The sequence below is a fragment of the Wolbachia endosymbiont of Wiebesia pumilae genome, assembly GCF_017869285.1.
GTDB classification, from domain to species: domain Bacteria; phylum Pseudomonadota; class Alphaproteobacteria; order Rickettsiales; family Anaplasmataceae; genus Wolbachia; species Wolbachia pipientis.
Map to the genome: position 1 here is coordinate 985980 of NZ_CP054557.1, position 24620 is coordinate 1010599.

Genomic DNA, 24620 nt, shown 5'->3' on the forward strand with positions numbered 1-24620 from the left:
AGTTTTAGAAATTTATTCTGTATTTGGAAAAAGTTTAGATATGCAATCACGTTTAGGCAAATGTTGGTTTAGGGTATTACTTCTTGCAGCTTATGTGCTGATCACAGGTTGTAGTAAAAACGATATGCCTTTTCCAAGGTGTATATCTGCTGACTATTTTGGTCCTAAACCTATTGCAGTAAGCGCTCATTTTTCAAGCGACCACGATGCGTTTATTCCAGGAGATGGAGAAGTTATTGATCCTGAAACTGGCGAAATTAATTATGGTTTTCACCATAACCAAGTGGTGAAGTGGGAGGATACCGGACTCGAAACCAATGGAGATAGTTTAAAAGTGCGAGTTAATGGTGCATGGACATCTTGGAGTAATAATAACAAGAAGGAATCTAAAAAAGGCAGTTATACCTTACAAAGCTTGGAGCAGTTAAAATATGCAACTAAATTTGAAGGTAAACAAAGTGATAATAGTTTACCTAATTTTCACTTAGTTTGTAATGATTATAAACCTAGCATACAAAAATTTTCAAGTAAGTCTGATACAAGTTGCACTGTAAATTGCAAGTGCATTAATGAAGATGATAGCGCAAATACAGTATCACGTGGTGCTCCATGTTGGTTTACCAATGGTCATGGTGCTTATCTTTTGTTTCAAACGGGGAAAGATGATCCTAACGAAAATCTAAAGTTAATGCGCGATCCTCAATATCCTACTGTACATCTAGGTTATAACTCCACAGCAGAGGGCGACAATGGATTTTTTACTTTAGACAGAGATAACACTAAATTAAAGGACAGAAATTGTAATGAGTTGAAGTTAAAAAAGGGATGGAAAATATATGTAAAAATATTAGATAGATATTACTTAGATAATGTAGGTGGCTACTCTTTTGAGTTCTTAAGTGGAGTGCAGCAGCCAAGTAGTTTTGGGTTTTTTGATTACATTTATAACTATCTAAAATGTGTATTATTGATTAACGAAAATTGCAAAGAACATTTTAATAGCAATGATCCTGCAGTTGCACAAGCTATGTTCGAAAATATAGCTGAAAAAAGTACGAGCTTTCACAATTTTGTTCTTTCCTTGCTTGTTCTATTTGTAATGATTTCATCGCTTCTTTATCTTTTTGGCATGATACAAGAAACTAAGCATGATATGCTCATCAGAATGATGAAAATCACTCTAGTAATAGTGCTTATATCTCCTGGAAGTTTTAGATTTTTCTATGATCATTTTCTTGTTTTATTCGTTAAAGGTCTTGAACAATTGATAAGTATAATTACTAATTTTGCTCCCAACATGAACACCGGAAGTATTGCTCAAGGAGATGAAGCTAAGTTGTTTAGCTTCATGGAGGACATGTTCAATAAGTTTTTTGCTTATTCTGTTTGGAAAAAGTTTGCAGCGTTTTTACATTACCAAATGTGGGCAAGCCTTCTTATGATACCGGCAATTTTCATAGGGATTGTGCTATACTTCTTGCTGTGCTTATATGCTTACATAATATTTCTCTCTGGTTTTATGGGTATAGCTTTTCTTATAGCCATTATGCCACTGTTTCTAATTTCTATTTTATTTTCACCGCTGAAAAGTCTATTTGAAGGTTGGATAAAATTCTGCATCAGCTTTTGTTTACAGTCGATTATGATATTTGCTCTCTTGTCATTACTGGCTTCCATTATAATGAATACCTTTTATAGGCAGTTAGGTTTTACTGTATGCTACAATAAATGGTTTGAGGTAAGGTTATGTGCTCCAAAATGGGTGTTTGGTGGTTTTTGTATCGTTGATAAGCAGTACTTTGGTTGGACCCCAGGGCAAATTTTCGTACCTTACACTCTTGGAGAAGCTTCTCCGCTGAACGTAGATAAGAACATAGAAGGTATAGAAAAGATAAGCAGAGAAGGTGGTACAATAAAATTTACTGGCGGTGCTGGGTATATCCCTCTTCCACCGGATTACATTGAAAAAGGGTTTCGTTATATAGATTATCCTTTCTTTAACCCAATTCCTGGTACTAAAGAGAATCCAGCAGACCATTATATTGCAGAAAGTGATATGGTAGTTAGTAATGGCTGTAGTGAAAAAGATCTAGTGCGCTTAACAAATAGTTTATCTCATGCATCAGAGAGGGCTGACATTATATTACTGATCAACAATATAGAGAAAAGGATAGGTGATGTTAGTGAAATAATAAAACGCTACTGTCAAGATATAAATAAATGCAATAGTTATAGGGAAATAATTAATGAAATAAGATCTTTAGTGCGGAGTGCGGTAGAAAAACAAGGTTGTAGAATACTGAAACTTCATGATTTATATAAGGATCCCAACAGTGAATACTGTCAGAAATGTAAAGATTGTGAGGATTGCAAAAATTATCAAGAAAATAGCGATTACCAAAGGGTGCAAGACATACAGAGAGGTTATTTAATCAATGCAGGGGAAATCTTTATACTATTCTTGCTTTCATTTTTAATGTTCTCCTTACGCACGTTCGTACAACAAATGGGCTCAAGTATCGCTGGTGGTGGATTCAGCGTTTACAATATATCTAGTATGTATCAGGCATCGCCTTTGACTGGCATAATGGGAGGATTCAAACAGCAGTGGCAAAATTTTGCTGGTAGAGGACTTGAGTCTTTAGGCAGTTGGGCTACTCATTTACCGGATAGATTAGCCGGAGGTGCAGCTAATCTGCTGGGGAGAGTACCAAGAGTTGGAGGAGTGCTGAAATACGCTATTGATGTGCCACGTAAATTTGTAGGTGCTACTATTGAAGCAACGAAGTTTGCAACATCGCCTGAAAATGATGTTGATAAGCTCGAGGAAAAAATTTACAGGGCATTTGGAGTTGATAAGGAAGATATTACACACAGAAGGATCGGTAAATATTTAGATTATTATAAAGGATACGTAGGATCACATTTGGGCTATACAATAGAAGATGCTATGAAGTTTACTTGGGAGCATGGTCTTGACTCTATAGGAAAGCATGGCTATGATCATAACCTACTCTATAGAGCAAAAGAATATAGGCGAGATTTCTTAGAGAAGCTTCATGATTACACTATCGGCCGTAAGAGAGAACCAGAAAAAGACAATCCTGATCAATCAAATAAGGTAGAACGAGAGTTAGGCACGGAACTAGTAAGAGATAACCATGATCAGCCACTAGAAGAAGGCGACCCTCTTCGACTACGAGGGGGAGGTCAGCCAGATAAGGTAGTACGAGAACTAAGCACAGAACAAGAAGACAAGCCTAATCAACTACAGCATGATCAGCCAACAGAAGAAGATAAGCCTGATCAATCAAATGAAGTGACACGAAATTTAGGCACGGAACCAAAAGGTTCAGATGAAATTGATGATTTTGGATCTGCTTTTGAAGGTATGGAAAAACGTGCTGAAAGAGAAGGCAGAAGAAATCAAGATAAAGTTTACAACCTCTCACCACTTTTTGAAATGAACACTCCAGAAGCTGTAGAAAAACGTGCTGAAAGAGCTAGAAGAAAAGAAGAAAGAGATCGAAAAGACGAAGTTTATAATCTTAAGCCTTTATTTAAAGAACCAAAAAATCCAGAAGAGTACGTTAAGGCACTTTTTGAAATGAATACCCAGGAAGCTATAAAAAAACGTGCTGAAAGAGAGGAAAAAAGAAATCGAGAAGACAGTAAAAGGAAATTACCGGAACCAATGAGGAAACCAGATGCAAAAGGAGATGAGAAGAGGATTGAAGATGAAGACTAATAAAAATTTCAAAGGCCTTGATTATTATAAATTGCAGCAAGACAAAGATGGCAACATAAAGTTAAATGACTACGACGACATTTTAAATGCGCGTAGGGCAAGGGTAGACTTGTTGCGGGATAACACATCACTTGACAAGGATGTCAATTTTGCTAAATTGAATAAAGCTTTGAGTGAGAAATTTGTAGATAATCATAGTTTATTGTCTGAATTTGATAAGGAAGACAAAGAGATTGTACAAGAAAGGATTAAGGTGTTTAGTATTTTAGAAAGTCTTGAAGACCTTAAAAGCGTGAAAAGTGAAGATCTGTTAGAGGTTAGCTTACTGCTGTCAGATCTTAGCTTCATAGAGAGAAATGTTGTACTAAATACCGATCAGAATTCTGATCTAGCAGGATTTAAAAACCTATTTATTGAAAAAAAAGCATCTGGTGAAGAGTATAGTGAAGAAGAATGTAGAGGCTTTCTTGATAATATAGATAAAATCAATACTATAATTAAGTTAGAGTTAGAAAGCAGAATTGAAGGGCTAAATCATGATGAAAAAAATGATCATGATGATTTACAAGATGAGATTGGTCAAGCAATTAATGCAGCAGGCAAATCAGAAAAAGATAACTGATGAGTCTTGTGTTTGTGTTTTTCTTACAAGCGACTCGATAGCTTCTCTCTATTAAACTGCTAAAGCCATATTGACATTAATCATATAGTATAAATAATTAATTATTTTGGAGCTTATTTAATATGCTACGCATCATTGCAGGCAAATATCGCGGAAGAAAAATAACTACAGGTAAGCATTTAGCTGCACGACCAACTATGAGTATTGTTCGAGAAGCAATATTTAGTATACTTTCCTCAAGAAAACCTATTTATAACTTGAATGTACTTGATTTGTTCTGCGGAAGTGGCTCTTTTTCATTTGAAGCGCTTTCTCGCGGCGCTAAACATGCATTCATGGTGGATTCAGATTATTACAATTTGCAACTGCCTAAAAAAACAGCAGAAGATTTTGGAATTACGGACAATGTTACGCTAATTTGCTGCAGTGCTAACTGCTTACCAAAACCTATTTCAAAATGCGACATAGTTTTTATAGACCCACCTTACAATAGCAATCTAGTTGAATCAACGTTGAATGGACTAGCTAACTCAGGCTGGTTAAGTGATGATGCATTGATAATTCTAGAGATTAGGAAAAACGAAGGTTTTGAGTGCAATAAAGACTTTAGTATAATCTTGGAACGTATTTACGGTATAGCAAGAATAATTTTTCTTTCTCTATCAACTTAAACTTGCATATACTTTTCATTGATGAGTTCCAGTTCTATTTTCGTCAAGTTTCCGGAGAAATTACTTATTCTGTACTGCCCTAGATCAAAATTTTTATTAAATTCAGAGTCTATTAAATATTCATGTGCTTCTTCAATAAATTTATTTTCTTTTTCTTCGTAACTGGTGTATTTTGTTGTACCATTATTATCCTCACAATAAACTAAATGTTCTTTATGATCAGCATGAATATTTTTATTTTCACAAACCTTTTCAGGATCGTGCTCAAGTACTTTTCTACCAACAATCAATAGCTTATAAGAAATTTCCTATGATTCCTTTTAAGCGAGTTTTGAATTTGTGAAATGTCATGACATTGTTGATACGGTTATCAAGAAACGATAAAGTATCCACAAAATCTTCTGAATAATCATTGATAAAAAAAAGTATCGTACTTAAGTACACTCCAGCTAATATTGCTCTTTTTGTATAGTAGTTAAAATCTGTTGATTGGTCATGAATGCCATACCAAATCGCACTAATAGTTCTGTATAAAAGTTTACTAGAAAAATATGTATTTTTTGGTGATACGGAGAATGATAAAACATTTTTTAAAAGTTCTCTATAATTCGGTAGCTTAGCATAGTTTGAAAGGTGTATTTGAATAGCTAACTTTACTCGCTCTCGCACTTTCATATCTTCTAAATTAGAATTTCTTAATTCAGCTTCCATTGAGCTATTTAAGTCCTCTGCTATGTGCTCCAAAGCGCTATATATTCCATTCTGAAATTTGCAAAAGCTATTAGCTAGATTAAGGTCAGTGCACACCTTTAATAGGGTTTCATCGCTTATCCCTTCAAATGGAATAACCCTAATTAGCTTATCTATTATTAACTTTTGTTCCACGCAACATCATACTAAACAGCATGTGTGATTGTACCTGAGATTTTCAAACATTCTACAAAATGCTTCACCACGTTCCTCGAAATTTTTCCATTGATCAAAAGAAGCACACGCGGGAGAAAGTAATATTGTTACTTCTTCTGCGCTATTTAAGGCCTCTTCAAAAGCCAATCTGAATGCATCTTCTAGATTGCAACATTTAACATAATCTACTTTATTCTCCATAACATTTGCAAAAGCTTCGGTTGATTCTCCAATAAGAAAAGCTTTTCTAACCCTTGTAAAATGCTTGCTTAATGATTCTATTCCACCTTTTTTGCTTCTTCCACCAGCGATCCAATTTATGTTTTCATAAGATAAGATCGCCTTTTCGCTCGATTTTGCATTAGTTGCTTTGCTATCGTTCACGAAAAACACATTTCTTATTTTGCCAAGCAGTTCATTCCTATGCCTCAGTCCTGAAAAGGACTTGATTCCATTGATAATAGTGTTGCTATCTACTCCAAGTACCTTACATACGGCATATGTGGCTGCTATGTTTTCTGCGTTGGATATTAGGTTTATTTTCACGTCGCTTACTGATAAGCTATGATTCTCTAGTTTTAACGAGATCTTCTGGATCCCAGTGCCCCTTTTGTCATCCAAGTAGCTGACACTGGGATCCAGATAATTTCGATCTATACCAGTAATCTGTTCACTATAATCAAGCAAATTGTTACCTGCCAATGATATTAGATCTCTTGCACCACCCTCTGTCATCTGAGTAGTTGGCAATGGTTTTTCTTTTCTGGATTCCAGCGTCACGCGCTGGAATGACATCGGAGAATATGTTACTGAGATTGGAATTTTGTCTCCAGTGAATTTGTTGAATATATCAGCAGTAATCTCATTGTCACATCCTATTACGGCAACCTCACTACCGTTTATCAGTTTTAATTTAGTTGCTATGTAGTTCTCCATACTTCCATGCCTATCTATGTGATCTGGTGTAATATTGAGCAGTGCTGAAATGTCCACGTTAATTTCATTCATCAACTCCAATTGAAAAGAGGAGAGTTCGATTACATAAATTTCTGCATCTCTTTCTAGATCCAAAACAGGAACGCCTAAATTTCCACCAATAGCTACTTTTTTCCCTGCAGATTTTAATATGTGCCCTATTAGTGATGTAGTGGTTGATTTACCATTTGTTCCTGTGACGCCTATTACCTTCTGGTTCGTAGTTTTAGCTTCAAGAAATAGCTCAATGTCTGATTTTATTTTGCAATCAAATCTCCTTGCAAGTTTTACTATCCAATGTGGCTCTGTTGGCACTCCAGGGCTTAAAACCAATGCACTGATCTCATGCCAATTGTATTCCTTGGGATGAATAAAATTACATTTTTTATACATCATTTTTGCATTTGCTATTTGCTCTTCATGATCATCCCATGCATATATTCTTACACCACTCTTTGTTAGAGCGTTAATGGCGGATAAACCAGTTTTACCAAGACCAAAAACCGCGACGTTTTGATTTTTGTATTTGTTTAGTTGCACTGCTAGATAACTTATGCGAACCATTTTATAAAGATATCGTACAAATTACAACAGACTTCTTTCGTAGGTTACAACTGTCATTCAATAGAAACAAAAAACTTACTTGACAAACTCCGCCAGCCCCCTTATCATGAAACTGAAGCTATTTATTTATCTTCTCTGTACAGATTAAATGACAAAAAAACTCACGTATCTGGCGTCCCATGTTTAATTTTTTGCACTATGTGCACCTTATGTCTTTATAAAATTCTAGGTTTTTACCTAATATAAGCTGAAATGCGCTTATAAAGCATTTAAAACATCAAAAAACGCCGATTTAAAAAATGGATAGTGAATAACTAGCTACCCTAGGGTTTCTTTTGCCTTTTTTTCTGTTTAGTAAATTTCTTAATGTTTATAATTTAGATTAGTTGCGGCTTAAAAGCAACTGAATCGCGGTTGTTAAACGTTTAGAATAAAAAAACGCCATACTTGAAAGTATAATGTAAGTAATTAGCCAACCACGGGGCTTCTTTTGCCTTTTTTTTCGCTTAGTAAATTTCTTAACGTTTGTAGCTAAACAACAACCGTCATCCCGCTACTTGTTAGCGGGATCTCTTGTTAGCGCCTGAGATACCGCGAATGAATCGCGGTATGACGGTTCGTGGCGGTATAGCAGTTCGTCATCCCGCTACGTGTTAGCGGGATCTAGAGATACCGCGGCGGTATGACGTAGAGCTCGCGTTAGCTATACTTTTATGCTTACTAACTTAATAAAATTCCTGGATCCCAGTGTCTGGGCACTGGGATGACAAGAAGAGGGCACTGCCGTCTTGGATGGAAACCAGTGTCAGCTACTTGCATAACACCCTTTTTTCTGGAAACCAGTGTCGGCTACTTGGATAACAAAAAATAGGCACTGGAATTGTAAAGAGTTTGCAAATATTAGTTATTACCTGTAGGATATAGAGAAATTAGTAAGGATTTTAATAGGAATAATATGCCATCTGTTACTTTTATTTTACCTGATGGGAGTAAGAAAAGCTATGAAGCTGCAGAGGGAGAAACTCTGCTCAATTTAGCCCATAGAAGTGATCCAGATCTGCTTGAAGGTGCATGTGAAGGCTCTCTTGCTTGTTCTACATGCCACGTGATTGTTGATCCAAAATCTTATGATGCTGTAGAAACGCATAATCCCATATCTGATGAGGAAAATGATATGTTAGACCTAGCTTTCGGCTTAACAGAGACATCAAGACTTGGGTGCCAAATAAAAATCACAAAAGATATCGACGGCTTGTGTGTAACCATACCAAGGGGTACAAGAAATATATCATTGGATAAACAGGGGAGTGATTAGCTATGCGTAAGATTTTTATCTATATTATCATCTCTTTACTTTTGTTTATTCCTGTAGCGTATAGTGGTTTTTGGTATTTTTCTGCATGTAAGGTAAAAAATCTTTTAGCTGAAACAATACTATACATTAACGACGAAAAATTTGATATTTCACATGATTTTAGTGGATTTCCTTCTAACCTAATTTTTCGTGTGACAAACCCAAAATTTTCCAATGAGCAATTAACCATCTCATCTGATGCTTTATTGATAAAAAATAGATTATTTGATAAATCAGTATATATTTATACACCAAGTAATAAAGTTGATATTACTGTTCATGGTGATGAGAAAAAGAATATAAAATGCCACACAAACGATAGCAGCCACTTTGTTGTTAGACTAAATGATTTACCATCTTCGCTAAGGTTTGATAGAAATAGTACAATAATAGACTATATAGATACACTTCGTTACGAAGATTATGGATTACAATGTGATGTTTCAGAAAATCAGCAAAGTGTTATAACCGAGGTGAATGATAAAAGTAATTACATTCAATTTCATCTCAATAAAGAACTGAATGGAAATATTAAGCTAGGATTTGATTTTTATACTTATCGGTATAAAAGTACTGCAAGTCCTGAAAGTTGTATCAACACTAAATTTGATTTTGAATTTGTAAACCACATCTCAGCTTCCAGAATTAATTTCAATATAGAAAAATTTTTAATTCAAAGTAATAATTTTTCTCTTGCTGCAGATGGTGGAGTGCAAAATTACAATTTGGTTACGTCTTCATTTCAAGACAAGATTAACGTGGCCATATCAAATTATAAAGAATTAATCTCGTTTATGACTGATGACTCAAAAATTTCAGATGCGTTCGAAAAATTAATATCTTCCTTATCGGAAAAAACAACTGATGACAGCGTTCAATTTTCAATAAAGTACGATGATGATGTAGGGTCAAGCTTTATTGGAAAGTTATCCATCACTGATTTTATGAACCAACTCAACCCAATTAACCAAGGATGAGAGCAGTAGTTAGTTTACTTTTCATATTGATATTTCACTCAGGCGTAAATGCTTTTACTCTGGATAATAAACTCAGAGATAAAAGCATGGAAAAACGAGCAACAAGTTTATTTGAAATAATAAGGTGTCCAATATGTTCTGGCGAATCATTGTCTGAATCTGGATCTCAGATCGCGTATGATATGCGAGAAGCAATTCGTAAAAAAATCAATGATGGATACACAGATGAAGAGATAATCTCAGAGTTAAAAAATTCTTACGGCAATTCAATTATAATCGTACCGCCTATAAAATCTAGCACTTACATTTTGTGGTTTATTCCACTTACAACTCTGCTTATTGGGTGTTTTTTAATACAAAGATACATCAATACAACCACTTAAACCTTTTATATATAGCTAAAGTGACTTAGGTTCTCTAATTGCACATAAGTCAACAATAATTTTCACACAAATCAAAACAGCATATCTTCTCCATAATCCTTGGTAATTTTACATAAGTTAAAAGTAGCATATGGTTCTCTCCGCGGTCTGAGATGACAATAAATTTGTCAAGCCGCATTATACTTGTTAGGCGGAAGTGGACGGCAACATGTTTACCACGAAGTCTAAGAGCCTGTCTTGAAAAGAAATGAGAAAGAGAATATGATGAGATAAGTAAAAAATAGTAGGTAAAAATGTATCCAAGTGATATAAGTGACAAAGAATGGGAAATTTTGGAGCCAAGTGTTGCACAAGGTGCAGTAGGACGGCCAAGAAAGCACAATATTAGAACAATTATTAATGCAATAAGATACATAATGAAAGGTGGTTGCCAGTGGAGAATGCTGCCAAAAGATTTTCCGCCATGGAAAACGGTGTATGATTATTTTCTCAGGTGGCGTAATAGTGGCAAATTGGAAGAAATACACGATATGTTAGTAAAAAAGGTAAGAAAAATGGTTGGCAAAAATGAAATACCTTCGGTAGGAATAATTGACAGTCAATCAGTGAAAACCACTCAAAAAGGGGATCCAGAGGATATGATGCTGGCAAGAAAATAAAGGGTAGAAAACGTCACATCATTGTGGATACAATAGGCCTAATTATTACAGCTGATGTTCATAGTGCAGGCATTCAAGATCGTGATGGTGCTCTAAATCTTTTTACTCAAGCTAAACGAAAAGCTTCAACGCTACAAAGGTTTCTCGCTGATCAGGGATATATTGGTAAATTGCAAAATTACTGTTTATTGAAAACAGGATGTTTATTGACGATTACTAAAAAAGCAGCTGATGCTGTAGGATTTCAAGTTATTCCTAAACGGTGGATTGTTGAAAGAACTTTTGCTTGGCTTTCCAATTTTAGACGTATGAGCAAGGATTATGAGCATTCTCCTCTTACTTCAAAAACTAATATCTCCTTTAATATGATTACTATTATGCTTGCTAAATTAGCTGCTTAGTTCCTTTCAAGACAGGTTCTAACTAAGTTCTTGCTTGTCCCTTCCATCGGCATTGCTATCTTTATTTTCAATAAAATTATTGTCCTATGCTCTTTTGATGTTTATTGATAATAAAATTCTGTTTTATCAACCAACATCCTATGCATAATTACAGCTAATTTTCTTGCTACTGCTACAATTGCTTTTTTCATTCCTTTTTTCTTCGCAACCACAGTTTTTTAATTTAAATGTCCTCTTGGTAACTGTAAGCATTGTTTGTGCAGCTTCATATAACATACTTCTACATTCCGCTGGTCCCATCTTTGATATGCTGCCATGCCGATCAACTTCTCCAGAAGAATATTGCCTTGGTGTCAACCCTATATACCCCAGTTGCGGATTAGCCAACGAAGTAAAGCTTAGAAATGCAGCGGCTGCATGGAATATGAAACAAGCGTAGAAAAAATGTGTACCAAAAAATTTATCGGTGATCTGTGGCGAGTATGCTCAATCTCAAATTTGTTTTTCAGAGAGCCAAAAACTGTCTCAATAATCGATCTTTTTCTTAACAAAATCTTCTCATTTAGCGCCATTAATGAGTTTTTCATACCCTTTTTTATACTGGTTACAAGCTTTAACCCTCTATCGAATAATTCGTGAAAAAGATCTTTTTTGATATATCCTTTATCTCCAAACAATAATCCAGTCAATTTCTTAGTTAAATTTGGCACAGGTATCAACGTTGCCTTTTATCACCGTAACCCCTTGAATTTCGCCAGTTTCATTGATTACTAGATGTACCGAAAAACCACCCATAAGTAGTCTTTCCAATCTTTGCCAACCCTTTGAAAACTTTGTTTCTCGAGGTCCTTTTTGGATGGCAAACAGCGATAGATTATGTACGAAATCCCTGTCACTTTTGACTGTTCGCAAAACCATTGCATTAAGAGCGCTAAATACCATAAAACCCGCGATTTTAGCCTGATAAACCTACTATAGGATGGCAATTTTGGAAACGCTGATTCGTATAATAATTTCAAATAATGCACATAGAAAATTTTAAAATTGTCGCACTTGATATAGCAATATTATGGTAAAAATCTCTGAATGCGTAATCTCTGGCGTCCTGGTTGGTTTTTTGCCACTTGGTAGAAGTTTTTCTGCAAAATTTTCATCGACTGTATTGCAAAAATCATCGACTATACAAAAGATTTCTGTTACTTTCTCTTTCATTGGTAACCTCCTATTTTAGGAATGAATATCAAATACCTCGGAGTTTACCCTATTTCCTTACCTTTTCTATTTTTTCTAATTTACAACTGGGGTTAGCAGTGCTGTGAGAATGGTTGAAAGCGCAAAAGAAAACCTCTCGGAAGTTAAAAATATACTGGTTGATGCAGGTTATACAGGAGAAAATTTTGCAACTCAAATAAAAACGATTATTGGAGCAACTGTAGAAGTAATAAAACGAAGTGAATTACATTCCTTTGCTGTATTGCCACAAAGATGGGTTGTAGAGCGATCTTTCGCTTGGTTAGAAAAATGCAGACGATTGTGGAAAAATTGCGAGCGAAAACTTAACACTAGCCTACAAATGGTCGTTCTTTCCTTCATTTCTCTTCTATTGAGAAGATTTTAAACAGGTTCTAAATCTTTATTTTAAAAATGTCATATTGACCACCGGTACCTGAAAATACTATTCCAATTGATCAGAGCTATCCATTTCCTTAATTTTTGTAACGTTGTCATAGGAGTACTATAACTTTAGTATCAACTATGTTTTATTGTTTTTGCATCTAAAAAAATTTAGCTTATTCAAGCAGCATTTTGCCTTTTTTTGGATGTAGGGATTTTTTAGGAATTGTCTTCTTGAATTCTATGGTATTTTGTTTAACATTGAAACAAGATTCCAGTGTCAGCTACTTGCATGACATTGTTGGTTAATGTTTTATGGCTTTACGATAGCTATACAACTTATCTTAAAAGCAATATAGTGTTTACTATACAATGAATCAAAGATAGTAAGTAAAGTCTATGGAATTTCAAATCGCTACACATTTTCAACCGGCTGGGGATCAACCACAGGCAATCGATAGCTTAATTGCAGGGCTAAATAGCAATAAAAGAGATCAGGTTTTGCTTGGAGTTACTGGTTCTGGGAAAACTTTTACTATGGCAAATGTTATTGCAAGGACAAACAGGCCTGCATTAATTATGACACACAATAAAACTTTAGCAGCACAGCTTTATGAGGAAATGAAAGGATTGTTTCCCCATAATGCTGTTGAATACTTCATTTCTTATTATGATTATTATCAACCTGAAGCCTATTTACCACAAACTGATACTTATATCGAAAAAGATTCTGCAATTAACGAAAGAATTGAGATGCTGCGTTATTCCACCGTCTGCTCCCTTTTGGAGCGCAGGGATACGATCGTAGTTGCCAGTGTTTCCTGCATATACGGTCTTGGTTCGCCTGAGAGCTACCGCAGCATGATCATACCGCTTAGTGTTGGAAATAAAATTCGTATTAATGATTTCCTGAGCAACTTAACTGATCTTCAATACAAGCGCTCTGATGCCAGGTTTGAGAGAGGGTATTTCAGAGTGCGCGGCGATATTGTTGATATATTTCCTTCCCATTATGAAAATAAAGCTTGGCGTTTATCGTTATTTGGCGATGAAATAGAAGAAATTTCTGAAGTTGATGCTATAACGGGCAATGTTACCAAAGGCGTAAATAAAATCACCATTTTTCCAAATAGCTATTACATAACCCCGCGTGAGGCTTTGTTGCAGGCAATTGAACTAGTCAAAAAAGAGCTGCATGAACGCTTGGATTATTACTATTCACAGAAAAAAATTGTTGAAGCAAAGCGCCTCGAGCAACGCACTAATTTTGATATCGAAATGATGAGAACAACAGGAATATGTAAAGGTATTGAAAATTATTCGCGTTATCTCTATGGAATGGAAGCTGGGGATCCACCGCCTACTTTGTTTGAATATTTACCCAAAGACGTAATTTTATTTGTTGATGAGAGTCATGTCACCGTTCCTCAGGTTGGTGCGATGTACAGTGGTAATGAGGCGCGTAAAAAGAAATTGATCGACTATGGCTTCAGGCTCCCTTCCGCTTTTGATAATCGTCCATTAAAATTTGAAGAGTGGGAGGGAGTTAGGCCGCAGACTGTTTACATTTCAGCCACTCCCGGAAAGTATGAGTTGGCAAAGACCAGTAATGTATTTATAGAGCAAGTTATCCGTCCAACAGGGCTTATAGACCCAATCTGCATTGTAAAACCAATAGAGAGTCAAATTGATGATGTAATTCATGAGGCACAAGTGACAATAGGGAAGGGATTTTGTGTTTTAATCACTACATTGACGAAAAAAATGGCTGAAAATTTAGCTGAATATATGAGTGAATTGAATATGAGAGTGAGTTATTTGCATTCTGATATTGCTGCGCTGGAGAGAATAGAAATTATATACAAATTGAGATCTAAAGAAATCGATGTTTTAGTAGGTGTTAACTTGCTGAGGGAAGGTCTTGATATTCCAGAGTGTGGGTTGGTTGCAATTTTGGATGCTGATAAAGAAGGATTTTTGCGATCGGAAACTTCATTAATTCAAACGATCGGTCGTGCTGCGCGTAATGCTGAAGGTAGAGTAATTTTGTATGCAGATAAAATCACTGGTTCTCTGGACCGTGCATTAAGAGAGACCGAAAGAAGAAGAAAAAAACAAGAAGAACATAATATATTGCACAATATTATCCCGAAGACTATAATAAAACCTATATCAAACACCTTACAAGAGAGGGCAATAGCAGAACCGAAAGTAAATACTAATAAGGATGATTTGAGAAAGCAAATGATAGAGCATGCTAAAAATTTGGAGTTTGAAGAAGCAGCAAGAATAAAAAAATTATTGTAAGGTTAAGTAATATATGATGCTATGAGCATAGCATGAAAGTGTAAATAATTTTATTGATATCTTTATATTAATACTTTTTAAACATTTAGTACCGCGCAATATCTGCAATGGATGAGAAAAACTAACACCAATGCTTTCAGGGTCAGGGACTTTGGCCCCAACCCTAATAAACCATTTAGATGGTTAAGATGTATCTAAAAACCTAAATTTATTTCCTCAAAGCTTCTGATATATTCTTTACCTGTTGCAGATGTTTAAGCTCTGAAGAGACACTTCCCTTATGTTGCGCAGCAGGAGAACCCGTAGAACAAAAACCACTATCTCTATCAACTGCTGTTTTAGAACTAGAGTTATCAGATCTATACTCTACAGGTAGTACCTCCCCTTTCCCCGAAATAGTACCTTGTGACGGGCCTGGATCACCATCTAGAGAACTTACAGGAGAAGTCTCTTTTGAGGGTGAATTATTTTCTGCTCTTACTATATCTGACAATGAAGAAAATAATCTAGACACAGATAATTTTTTAGTTACAGAAGTTTCAGGAGTACTTCGCGTTGTACCACGCCCTTCATCATGTCGCTTAAGGTTTACGTCATATTGCTTACTAAAAGTTGAAGAGAGCCATTTTTTCATTTTTTGAACACCACCCCCATGTTTCTTCGAAGATTCATTCTTTTGTGGCTTCGCTTTAAAACACTCATTACTACTTTTTCGATCACTTTTATCAGTAACTTGCTGTTTTTCAGATTCCTCATTAGAAACCTCAAGATTTAAGAATGTTGAATTATCCCATGCTGTAGGAAAAGGAGTCAATGATGGCCTATAGCTCACTTGCTGACCCTGAATCTTTATTAGCATACTTTCATCATCTGCCTGATCACCTTCCAATGCTCTCACACCCACCTGTGAGCAAGCCCCTTGCTCGCTTTTATCATGTTCTTCAGATTTCATACCCAAAATGTTCACATCTTTCAAACATGGAGAACGTGCAGAAAACTCAAGACTTGAGGACTTTTGATCATTCTTTGTCGTAAGTAGAATTGGTTTCGTCGATATTGTGTAATGAACTGGAGGAGTTATAACACGTGGAAAAGAAGTTAACGTTGATGGCAAAAAGTACGAATCCTCTGGCATACTTTCATCTCGTTTATCTATGTACGTGTATGAACTGGATGGCATGTCCGTTTGCTGAGAAGAAGTACTAGCCTGACCTATCTCTTCCCCCAGCACCCCCCGAAAAGGCTCTGTTTCTTTCTCTCTTTCTGATCCTTGCCTGGGAGAATCCTTTACTCCACCCTGACTCCGCGTGGGAGACTCCCATTTCATATCTGACAGTTCAGTCGATGGTGATCGCGACAATGCTCGAAAACAAAGCTCAGGGTCAATGGCCAGTTCATGGTCTTTGTTGATTACAGAGTTTTTTATTATTTTGGTTATCACACAGTGAGAAATGTACGGATTGGAAAAGTCTATGCCATATATTCCACTGCTTCCATTCACTGATAATTTTGCTTGAGTTCTACCACTAATATCATCAAGTACAGCATGATTAAATGCACGATTTATAGCACGTACCTCTTCTTTTGTTAACAATTTAATCCCCTTACCATTTTGTGTAATAGGTGTAAGAATTGAAACTACTCTCCCATTTAAAGGAGGAGCAAGTATAAAACCATCTACCATCACTTTTGTCACCGAATAAGTAGATCTTATTATCATATTTTTAAATGACTTCACACTATGATCAACATCATTGCCAACTCCAAGGTCCATACCTGTAAGCCATGCCTTATACCGTGTTACACTATCAATAAAACGAGCGTCATCAAAAACATCTTTGATATATACATCATTACCTTCAACCTTCAGAGGGCTCTTAGGAACATTTTTATATCTTTCTCTCATCCTTGATAAAAACTTACTCTTAAATTGCTGACTTAATTCTTCATTATCAAATTCACCGCACCATAAATATTTTTTCTTGTCAAATGCATTAGTGAATATGCTACAAGTTGGCATACCTTCTAGAACATCTTTTTTAAGTGAAGAAGCTAAGTGAGACTTTAGATTAAAAATTACACCTTTATCTACAGGTGTTACAAACTTAAACCCATGCTGTTTATCCCAAGACCAGTCTCTATCATTGATATCAAACGGAAAAGAATTAACATCAAAAATTAGCTTAGCTGTATCCAATATTTCTGCATCATTACTTTCCTCAATGCCGTAGAATTCACGTATTATCTTTCTTTTTATACTGTCCAGATATCTTCTACACTGATACGTATCCATACTCTTATCAAATGAGACTACGATATAGTTCTTCTTGCCCTCGCTTTGCAGCTTAAAATTAGTTTTAACTGTATTAGAAAAATAATTATGTACATTAAAAGCGTTAATCAACGCCCTTACTGTTTCTATATTAGGCATACCAACCTCCCCATTTTTAAATTACAACAACTATTTTTTATTACTACCTTTTATTACCGCTACCAACTCCACTAGAGCTTGACCCGCTCATAGAACTGCTAGGCTGACGTAGCTTCTCTCGCACGTCCTTAAGTGCATCACGATGATCATCAATCCTTGCTCCTTTAACATGCGTCACTATTCCACCACCTAGCCCCTTGTTCCGGAGATCCCACTCTTTTTCTCCCTTAAAACTTTCCTTACCATTATCATTCGGCATATTACCCTCCAGTAAAAATATCATGCAATCAATATACTAAAAATAAAATTAAGTGCAAGCAGTTTTTTATATTTTTTTTCAAAAAATTTTATTCACTCTTTTTCATAAAACACAAATTTCAAGATTCCAGCGTCACGCGCTGGAATGACAAGTCATTGGCAACCCTAAGTTCCCTACGTCATACCGCGATTCATTCGCGGTATCTCAAGCATAGATTCCGCTAACACGTAGCGGAATGACGAACTGTCGACATCTATCTATATGCCCCTGGATTCCAGTACTGGAATGACACCCTTTTTTGTCATCTAAGTATTAGCTATCCCCACTAAGGTGTCTTTCCTACTGACTGACCTTCTGCACATTTCTCAACTTTTACATCATTAGTCAATTCTTTTGGTGGTTGAGCATTACTCACAGAACCTTCATTCTCAGGACCATTCCAAAAACCAACTGTAAGATCATATTCACAATCAGCAACAGGATTTTTAACAAATTGCTCTGAAGCCTTTCTGTCAGACATAGATTTTGGGATAGGTTGGTTCGAAGCTTTTCCGTTAGGAACAGAGCCTTGAGTAGGTTGGTTTGGAGCTTGCTTATTATTATTTTCATCGTGGTTTTTCTTTCTTTCCTTACTACTATCGCATCCTTGAACATCCTGTCTCCTCTGCCCCGTCCCCGTCGTATTCGTTGCAGTTTTTGGAGCAGGTGGACACACCTCTTTCTTCGGTTCCTCCTGCTTCGCTTTTTTCTCTTCTTCCACTTTTGGTTTTTGTGAATTTTCATGATATTTTCTTTCAAGCTCAGTAAGACGCAATAGATGTTTCAAAGGATCTGACGCAATTTCAAGTTCTGGTTTGCTCAGAACAACCGGTCTTACAAATCCTGGTGAAACTTCAAAAAGGAAAACTGGCACTTTAGGTTTTTCTCTTTCATCTACCTTGATTTCTACGTCTTTATGAACTTCTTTAATTGCTTCTAATGATGTTTTTTCTGCTTTTTTATCTTCTTTTTCTGTAGGTGCCTCTACCGCAGCTGCCAACTCAACTCCAAACATCTCTGCGAACATTGTAACAATCCATCCGACAACGGCCATTTGTAACCTGAGTTTCAGATCTTGCAATGCAGTTAATCTTTCTAACGCCCTTGCAAACTCTTCTTCTGATAACTCACCACTGCCTAATTTTTCCTGCAATTCTTTTATCTCTTTGTCCAACCTCTGATTGAAACTTAAATCGCGTGCAAAAATCTTCTTGATTAACTCCTTAAGCTTGTCACACATAAATTCAATTATCGAAAGAAGCCAATTTTTTTCTTTCTTCTCTTTGAGCATTTGGTAGATTTTCGGATCATCTACATCTACTTCAAAAAGGTTGAAGAGAGATTCAAAGAAATTCCAGAAATCTCCGAGTACTCTTCCTTTTTCACCAGTGAAGTAATTCTCATCATCACCTTCTCCGATATGTAGCTCTGCTTGAGATGATATTTCATCGATACAACTAGAAGCCTGACGCTCACACTCGAGCCTCCTGAGCAAATCTTGTCTGGTGAGCTCCTCTATGGCTGCTTTTAGTTCATTTAGCTTCTGCTCTGCAGAGAAATCTTGCTCCCTGATTTTTCCTTGGAAGATCGAGCTACCGTTTCCGTTATTATCTGAAAAATTTTCCATTATTTTTGCCCCCTCAATAAAATTACTATCTTTATTATTACCTGAAAAGCTTTCCACCATTTTTACTTCCTTCATAAAACTTAATAATTTAATTCTACAGTACTAAATATTTAAGAACTATTAATGTAAAGATGTCAATAAAATTATTTACATTTTTACACTATATATATATATTATATCATGTGCTATTTAACCTTTCAATAATATTTTTTATTTTTACTGCTTCTTCAAACTCTAGCATGCGCTTTTCTTAAATTATCCTTATTAATATTTGCTTTTGCCTCTATCCCACTTTTTCTTGTAAAGTATTTGATATAGATTTTATTATACTCTTTGGCATAACATTTGCAACATACTTTATCTATAAATGGAAATTATTATACTTGCAGCTAGACACAATTTGAAATAATTTACACTATAAAGTTAAGGAACGAGATCCCAGATACAAGTGTCTGGGCACTGGGATGACAGGAGGGGGGGTTGGAATGACACCAGTATGGTTATTAATTGAATAAATAACCTCCTTATTTTCAGAAATCATTGGCAAACAAATGTGATGCCATATGTTTTTTGGCTTAGATAAGAGGTGCCCAGTTAAGTCTTCCAGGTGGAGCCTATGCATCACAAGCACAATTACTCCTTTTTTTCTATCGTTGAGTCTCGTTACTAAAGTCTGATCGAACCAGTTTGTGGCACGTTTTCTAAATGTTTCACTCAAAGCTTGAGCAGGGTTAAGCGGATCATCCACAATAATAGAGTCACCACCTTCACCGGTTAATGTTCCTCTAACTGATGTTGCGATTCTGTATCCTCTCTGCACTGTTTGGAATTTATATTTAGTGTTCTGGTCTTTGGATAGTTCTACCTCTGGAAATAGTTCTTTATACCAATCAGATTGCATTATGCACCTGGTATCAAGCGAATGTTTTTCACTAAGCAACTTAGAATAACTTGCAACTATTATTCTTGCAGTTGGCTGATTTCCCAGTATCCATGCGGGCCACGCAACACTCATACATATGGACTTCATTGAACGCGGAGGCATATTGAATATTATGCGCCTTACTTCGCCAGCATTCGCTGCTTCCAGCCTGTCTGCTATGACTTTTATGTACTGATAATCATTATACTCACATCCCGGCACCACTGTTTGAAAGCACAGTTCAATGAATTTTAGAAAATTTATATTATCCATATGTGTATTTTAGTGAATGGAATGTAGACTTTAATAGTTTTGATTTGTCTTGTAAGATTGAGGTGTTACAGTGACAGGCTTACAATGCTGCTAATTTAGTAAATAACCTACGAGTGCTATTTCTTCAACTTTATCGAAGTAAAGAATTGATTTCCATTGCGGTAAATGAGCAACATTATTGAATCTTTACCGTTTTTCTTTACTGCTGAATCAACTTGTTTTTGAAAATCATTAGTATTTTCTATATCGGTTCCATCTAATTGGATAATAATGTCTCCTTTTTTAATACCACGCAACGTGGCATTACTGTTACTATCTACATTGGTAACTATCACACCTTTTGTAGGTACATTATTTTTACTTTCTTTTGATTCTTTTGGCAGATTTGAAACAGTTAAACCGGTTACATAATCAGATGTTGATTTATTTTCTTCTTGATTGTTATCTTGGCCATCATTTGTAGATTCTCCGATCACAACTTTAATATTAACCTCTTTGCTCTTTCTAAGTAACTTAACTTGCACTTTTTTCTCAGGTCCAGCTCTTGAAACCATTTGAGGTAATTGTGTCATTCTATCGATTTTTTTACCGTCAAATTCTAATAATATATCACCTACTTTAATCCCACCTTTTTCTGCAGGACTATCCTTTACTATACTTGCAACCAATGCGCCTTTTATATCTTTTAAACCCAAGGACTCAGCAAATTCTTTCGTTATAGGCTGAACTTGCACACCAAGCCAACCATGTTTTATTTTTTTGCCACTTTTTAATGTGTCAATAATTGACATAGCTAAATTAGATGGTATGGCAAAACCTATACCCACGTTGCCGCCAGACTCAGATGGAGAATAGATAGCAGTATTAATACCTATAACTTTTCCATTTAAATCAAATAACGGTCCTCCAGAATTACCCCTATTAATTGCAGCATCAGTTTGAATAAATTCATTCATAGTGCCAATACTAATGTCCCTGGACCTTGCAGATATAATTCCTGTGCTTACAGAGCCACCCAAACCAAATGGGTTACCTATTGCCATAACCGTATCACCAACCCTTGCTTTATCAGAATCACCAAATGCAACAGAAGAAAGATCTTTATCAGAATTAATCTTAAGCACAGCAAGATCAGTTCTTGCATCATAGCCTAAAACTTCTGCTTTGAAATAAGTATTATCGTTCATAGTAACTGTGATATCTTTGGCGTTTTTAATAACGTGATAATTGGTTACTATAGTTCCACCTTTATCTATAATAAACCCAGAACCAAGCAACACCACCTCTTTGTTAACACTAGGGCCCCTATCCATAAAAAACTGATCAAAATGCTCAAAAAACTCTCTAAAATCATCAAAAAAATTATTTCCTGGCATAGATGGAACTCTAGTTCTGCTGTTATTTTCTTGTTTGATGATTTGTTCGCTTGAAATATTTACAACCGCAGGAATGAGTTCTTCCACTAAATCGGCAAGTCCTTGATTACAGTTGCATGCAGTAGTGCTAGCATCAACGACCTTTTTTGCATTCCAATCAAACATATTAGCATACGAAGAAAACGCAATTAGAAAATATGCAAATATAGATAAAATAAATGCCTTACTTTTCATAGACTATTTCCACCCCTTATTTAAAATATCTAAAAAGTTATTGTTTGGTGAAAGTACAAATTTAGTATTATTTTCGGCAAATGATTTACTGTAAGCGCTCATAGAGCGATAAAAGTTAAAGAACTCTTCATCGACCTTAAATGCCTCATTATAAATTCTAGTTGCTTCAGCATAACCACGGCCCCTTATTTCGTACGATTCTTTTACTGCACTAGAGATAATTTCCCTTTTTAATTTATCAGCTTTTGATCTAACTTCCTGCCCAGCTTGCTCTCCTTCTGCTCTAATTTCTTTTGCTTCTTTTTCCCTTTCAGTTTGCATACGGCGAAATATTGCAGAACTATTTTCTTCTGGTAAGTCTGCTCTCTTAATTCTTACATCTATTATTTCTATGCCAAATTTTTCAGCTTCAGAATAAACTCCACGCTGAATCAATTGCATAACCTCTGATCTTTTTTCATTCAACAAGCTAATCAACGAAAATCTGCCTATATTTTCTCTTATGTGTGCTTCTATAACCGGATATAATCTTCTAACCAGCCCTGATTCATTCCTCACAGCCTGGTAAAAAATAACAGGATTTGTTATTTTATATTTTGCATATGCATCTACTATAATACGTTTTTGATCCGCTGTTATCACTTCCCTTGGGATCTTATCAGGACTTAAATCTAAAACTCTTTTATCAAGAAACTCTACACTATTTATGAATGGCAACTTAAAATATAAGCCACTTTCCCTAACATCCCTTACAACTTTACCGAGTTGTATAACTATCGCTTGCTTTGTTTCTTGCACAACAAATATTGAATTAAATAAAACAATCAATAAAACAACAAATACAGAAACAAAAACAATTTTAATATTACTACTCATGGTTATTTTCCTAAATTTGTAAGAGGTAAATAAGAAAACATACCTTTCAGATCATCAGTTACAACAACTTTGTCTACCTTACTGAAAATATTTTCCATAGTTTCAAGATAAATACGATTCTTAACGAGAGAAGGATTCTGTCTATATTCCTCATAAAGAGATAAAAAGCGATTTGCATTACCTTTTGCTTCATTTATTATTTCATTTTCATATGCTTGTGCATCTAATTTTATCTTTATCGCTTCACCCTTTGCTCGAGGTATAATATCATTATTATAAGCATATGCTTCGTTTATAGTACGCTCTTTGTCTGCACGAGCACTTTGTACATCTCTAAACGAACTGATTACTTTTTCTGGTGGATCAATTTTTTTCATTTGAACAGATAAAATCTCTATACCCATTTGGTATCCATCAAGAATCTGCTGCAATAGAATTCTAGTATCTCTAGAAATTTCTGGTCTGCCTTGACCAAGTGCAAAAGAGATCGTATTTTTACCTATTATTTCTCTCATGGCACTTTCAGCAGCATTTTTAACACTGAAACCGGGTTTGTAATCCCGCACTTTGAATAAATAGTCCTTAGCATCTCTAACGCGCCACTGAACCTCGAAGTTAACGTTGACTATATTTTCATCTCCAGTTAGCATCACGCCTTCACCGCGATCTGTATCTCGCCCATAAGAACTACTTACCCCAATTTCTTCACGATTTACTTCCTTAACGTTCACTTTAAAAACCTTGCCAATAGGGTAGGGGAAGTGATAACGCAAACCAGGTGTTTCTGTATTAGAATATTTACCAAAGGTAAGTTCTATACTTTCTTCACTAGGATGGACAATATAAAAGCCAGTGCAAGCATAGAACAGCAAAATAATGAAAATGATGAAATAAGGTTTTTTGCCCCTGTTTCTGGTTAATCCATTAAGAAAGAACCTTATATCAGATACAGCTTTACTTAAAATATCTTCATTATTAGGAGTTTTGTTCCCTACCGGTTTCTTTCCCAGATTCCAAGGATTATTATCATCAAACATAATGATTGATTCTATAATTAATACGCTAATATTACTTCTTTAATAAGAAAATGCAAACATAAATTGCTATTTTATTTACAAATTAATCATCAGGATGGAAAACATGATCGTACACTTCCTTTTCTCTATGTAATATGGTCGACTCTATGGAATTTTCTGGCTTTTTTTTGAATTCTTTGTTGTCACTCTTTAAGTGCACTACGTCTTTGTGAAAATGGGAATTATACCTAAATAGTAAAGCTATTATTATTAAAGTTATAACAGCCAAAAAGATGAGTGTTCTTTTTCTATACTTCATAAATGCTGCAGCTTCTTGACCTAATTTTCTATGTTACCACAAAACACGTCAAGCGAAATTATTTGAA

The 24620-nt window shown here is 35.4% G+C and carries 19 protein-coding genes and 4 pseudogenes; 9 read left to right on the plus strand and 14 right to left on the minus strand.

Annotation, left to right across the window (positions count from 1 at the left end):
- The first annotated feature begins 40 nt into the window (after positions 1–40).
- The 3 genes from HUB92_RS05190 (at position 41) to rsmD (ending at position 5041) form a co-directional block, all read left to right on the plus strand.
- Positions 41–3748 carry a TrbL/VirB6 family protein gene (locus HUB92_RS05190; RefSeq protein ID WP_209472600.1) on the plus strand — a complete coding sequence of 1236 codons (3708 nt, stop codon included), beginning with the start codon at positions 41–43 and terminating at the stop codon, positions 3746–3748.
- Entirely contained in the window at positions 3738–4370 is a 633-nt protein-coding gene (locus tag HUB92_RS05195; protein ID WP_010082417.1) for a WD_0853 family protein, read from the plus strand. The genes HUB92_RS05190 and HUB92_RS05195 overlap by 11 nt, the downstream gene beginning before the upstream one ends.
- 122 nt (positions 4371–4492) lie before the next feature.
- A complete protein-coding gene (gene rsmD, locus HUB92_RS05200; RefSeq protein ID WP_010082416.1) occupies positions 4493–5041 on the plus strand; it encodes a 16S rRNA (guanine(966)-N(2))-methyltransferase RsmD in 549 nt (182 codons plus the stop codon).
- On the opposite strand, the pseudogene HUB92_RS05205 reads toward rsmD, so the two are convergent.
- The 3 genes and pseudogenes from HUB92_RS05205 to HUB92_RS05215 all read right to left on the minus strand — a co-directional run.
- Positions 5038–5313: pseudogene (locus HUB92_RS05205) on the minus strand (hypothetical protein); the annotation flags it as partial. The gene rsmD and the pseudogene HUB92_RS05205 sit on opposite strands and share 4 nt — an antisense overlap.
- A 22-nt stretch (positions 5314–5335) precedes the next feature.
- Entirely contained in the window at positions 5336–5926 is a 591-nt protein-coding gene (locus tag HUB92_RS05210) for a COQ9 family protein (RefSeq protein WP_209472602.1), read from the minus strand.
- Between the two features lie 6 nt (positions 5927–5932).
- The gene (locus HUB92_RS05215; RefSeq protein WP_209472604.1) at positions 5933–7486 is read right to left on the minus strand and encodes a Mur ligase family protein; all 1554 of its coding nucleotides are present in this window, start codon (positions 7484–7486) and stop codon (positions 5933–5935) included.
- 955 nt (positions 7487–8441) lie between these two features.
- Here HUB92_RS05215 and HUB92_RS05220 point away from each other — a divergent pair.
- From HUB92_RS05220 to HUB92_RS05230, 3 genes are read left to right on the plus strand one after another with little or no spacing between them, the layout of a single operon-like run.
- Positions 8442–8801 carry a ferredoxin family 2Fe-2S iron-sulfur cluster binding protein gene (locus tag HUB92_RS05220; protein ID WP_155969176.1) on the plus strand — a complete coding sequence of 120 codons (360 nt, stop codon included), beginning with the start codon at positions 8442–8444 and terminating at the stop codon, positions 8799–8801.
- A gap of 2 nt (positions 8802–8803) precedes the next feature.
- A complete protein-coding gene (locus HUB92_RS05225) occupies positions 8804–9817 on the plus strand; it encodes a hypothetical protein (RefSeq protein ID WP_209472606.1) in 1014 nt (337 codons plus the stop codon).
- A complete protein-coding gene (locus tag HUB92_RS05230; protein ID WP_015589263.1) occupies positions 9814–10200 on the plus strand; it encodes a cytochrome c-type biogenesis protein in 387 nt (128 codons plus the stop codon). The genes HUB92_RS05225 and HUB92_RS05230 overlap by 4 nt, the downstream gene beginning before the upstream one ends.
- A gap of 49 nt (positions 10201–10249) precedes the next feature.
- Here HUB92_RS05230 and HUB92_RS05235 read toward each other — a convergent pair whose 3' ends face one another.
- Entirely contained in the window at positions 10250–10519 is a 270-nt protein-coding gene (locus tag HUB92_RS05235) for a hypothetical protein (RefSeq protein WP_209472607.1), read from the minus strand.
- Between HUB92_RS05235 and HUB92_RS05240 the strand changes: the two genes are divergently transcribed.
- Positions 10494–11260 (plus strand): IS5 family transposase gene (locus HUB92_RS05240; RefSeq protein ID WP_410543339.1). Its coding sequence is split into 2 segments (ribosomal slippage): positions 10494–10821 and positions 10821–11260, totalling 768 coding nucleotides; the frame shifts between segments, so codons are not numbered across the junction. The genes HUB92_RS05235 and HUB92_RS05240 overlap by 26 nt on opposite strands.
- 138 nt (positions 11261–11398) lie before the next feature.
- Here the strand turns inward: HUB92_RS05240 and HUB92_RS05245 are convergent.
- Both HUB92_RS05245 and HUB92_RS05250 read right to left on the minus strand, forming a co-directional pair.
- Positions 11399–11617 carry a transposase gene (locus HUB92_RS05245; protein WP_209472609.1) on the minus strand — a complete coding sequence of 73 codons (219 nt, stop codon included), beginning with the start codon at positions 11615–11617 and terminating at the stop codon, positions 11399–11401.
- A 22-nt stretch (positions 11618–11639) separates the two neighbouring features.
- A pseudogene (locus HUB92_RS05250) lies at positions 11640–12472 on the minus strand (IS982 family transposase).
- A 133-nt stretch (positions 12473–12605) separates the two neighbouring features.
- On the opposite strand from HUB92_RS05250, the pseudogene HUB92_RS05255 reads away from it, so the two are divergent.
- Positions 12606–12878: pseudogene (locus tag HUB92_RS05255) on the plus strand (transposase); the annotation flags it as partial.
- A 395-nt stretch (positions 12879–13273) separates the two neighbouring features.
- Positions 13274–15181, plus strand: coding sequence for an excinuclease ABC subunit UvrB (uvrB, locus tag HUB92_RS05260; RefSeq protein WP_209472611.1), 1908 nt, complete (start codon positions 13274–13276; stop codon positions 15179–15181).
- Positions 15182–15389: 208 nt separating this feature from the next.
- Here the strand turns inward: uvrB and HUB92_RS05265 are convergent, their stop codons facing one another.
- The 8 genes and pseudogenes from HUB92_RS05265 to HUB92_RS05300 all read right to left on the minus strand — a co-directional run bounded on the left by HUB92_RS05265 (position 15390) and on the right by HUB92_RS05300 (position 24553).
- Positions 15390–17612 carry a hypothetical protein gene (locus HUB92_RS05265; protein ID WP_209472613.1) on the minus strand — a complete coding sequence of 741 codons (2223 nt, stop codon included), beginning with the start codon at positions 17610–17612 and terminating at the stop codon, positions 15390–15392.
- Between the two features lie 43 nt (positions 17613–17655).
- Complete coding sequence (locus HUB92_RS05270; protein ID WP_209472615.1) at positions 17656–17871, minus strand: hypothetical protein; 216 nt, start codon at positions 17869–17871, stop codon at positions 17656–17658.
- Between the two features lie 325 nt (positions 17872–18196).
- Positions 18197–19597 (minus strand): hypothetical protein, encoded by a 1401-nt coding sequence (locus HUB92_RS05275; protein ID WP_410543345.1) that lies wholly within the window; start codon positions 19595–19597, stop codon positions 18197–18199.
- A 397-nt stretch (positions 19598–19994) separates the two neighbouring features.
- Positions 19995–20732: pseudogene (locus HUB92_RS05280) on the minus strand (hypothetical protein); the annotation flags it as partial.
- Between the two features lie 116 nt (positions 20733–20848).
- Positions 20849–22342 carry a DegQ family serine endoprotease gene (locus HUB92_RS05285; protein ID WP_010962868.1) on the minus strand — a complete coding sequence of 498 codons (1494 nt, stop codon included), beginning with the start codon at positions 22340–22342 and terminating at the stop codon, positions 20849–20851.
- 3 nt (positions 22343–22345) lie between these two features.
- Positions 22346–23218, minus strand: coding sequence for a protease modulator HflC (hflC, locus tag HUB92_RS05290; protein ID WP_182319521.1), 873 nt, complete (start codon positions 23216–23218; stop codon positions 22346–22348).
- Positions 23219–23220: 2 nt separating this feature from the next.
- Positions 23221–24255, minus strand: a complete 1035-nt coding sequence (gene hflK, locus HUB92_RS05295) for an FtsH protease activity modulator HflK (RefSeq protein WP_010962866.1) — start codon at positions 24253–24255, stop codon at positions 23221–23223.
- A gap of 82 nt (positions 24256–24337) precedes the next feature.
- Positions 24338–24553, minus strand: a complete 216-nt coding sequence (locus HUB92_RS05300; protein ID WP_006279848.1) for a hypothetical protein — start codon at positions 24551–24553, stop codon at positions 24338–24340.
- Positions 24554–24620 lie beyond the last annotated feature (67 nt).

Bases quoted from the DNA above. Each gene is read 5' to 3' on its own strand.
- HUB92_RS05190 (WP_209472600.1), top strand. From the start codon at position 41: ATGCAATCACGTTTAGGCAAATGTTGGTTTAGGGTATTACTTCTTGCA.
- HUB92_RS05195 (WP_010082417.1), top strand. From the start codon at position 3,738: ATGAAGACTAATAAAAATTTCAAAGGCCTTGATTATTATAAATTGCAG.
- rsmD (WP_010082416.1), top strand. From the start codon at position 4,493: ATGCTACGCATCATTGCAGGCAAATATCGCGGAAGAAAAATAACTACA.
- HUB92_RS05215 (WP_209472604.1), bottom strand. From the start codon at position 7,486: ATGGTTCGCATAAGTTATCTAGCAGTGCAACTAAACAAATACAAAAAT.
- HUB92_RS05220 (WP_155969176.1), top strand. From the start codon at position 8,442: ATGCCATCTGTTACTTTTATTTTACCTGATGGGAGTAAGAAAAGCTAT.
- HUB92_RS05225 (WP_209472606.1), top strand. From the start codon at position 8,804: ATGCGTAAGATTTTTATCTATATTATCATCTCTTTACTTTTGTTTATT.
- HUB92_RS05230 (WP_015589263.1), top strand. From the start codon at position 9,814: ATGAGAGCAGTAGTTAGTTTACTTTTCATATTGATATTTCACTCAGGC.
- uvrB (WP_209472611.1), top strand. From the start codon at position 13,274: ATGGAATTTCAAATCGCTACACATTTTCAACCGGCTGGGGATCAACCA.
- HUB92_RS05265 (WP_209472613.1), bottom strand. From the start codon at position 17,612: ATGCCTAATATAGAAACAGTAAGGGCGTTGATTAACGCTTTTAATGTA.
- HUB92_RS05270 (WP_209472615.1), bottom strand. From the start codon at position 17,871: ATGCCGAATGATAATGGTAAGGAAAGTTTTAAGGGAGAAAAAGAGTGG.
- HUB92_RS05275 (WP_410543345.1), bottom strand. From the start codon at position 19,597: ATGGTGGAAAGCTTTTCAGGTAATAATAAAGATAGTAATTTTATTGAG.
- HUB92_RS05285 (WP_010962868.1), bottom strand. From the start codon at position 22,342: ATGAAAAGTAAGGCATTTATTTTATCTATATTTGCATATTTTCTAATT.
- hflC (WP_182319521.1), bottom strand. From the start codon at position 23,218: ATGAGTAGTAATATTAAAATTGTTTTTGTTTCTGTATTTGTTGTTTTA.
- hflK (WP_010962866.1), bottom strand. From the start codon at position 24,255: ATGTTTGATGATAATAATCCTTGGAATCTGGGAAAGAAACCGGTAGGG.
- HUB92_RS05300 (WP_006279848.1), bottom strand. From the start codon at position 24,553: ATGAAGTATAGAAAAAGAACACTCATCTTTTTGGCTGTTATAACTTTA.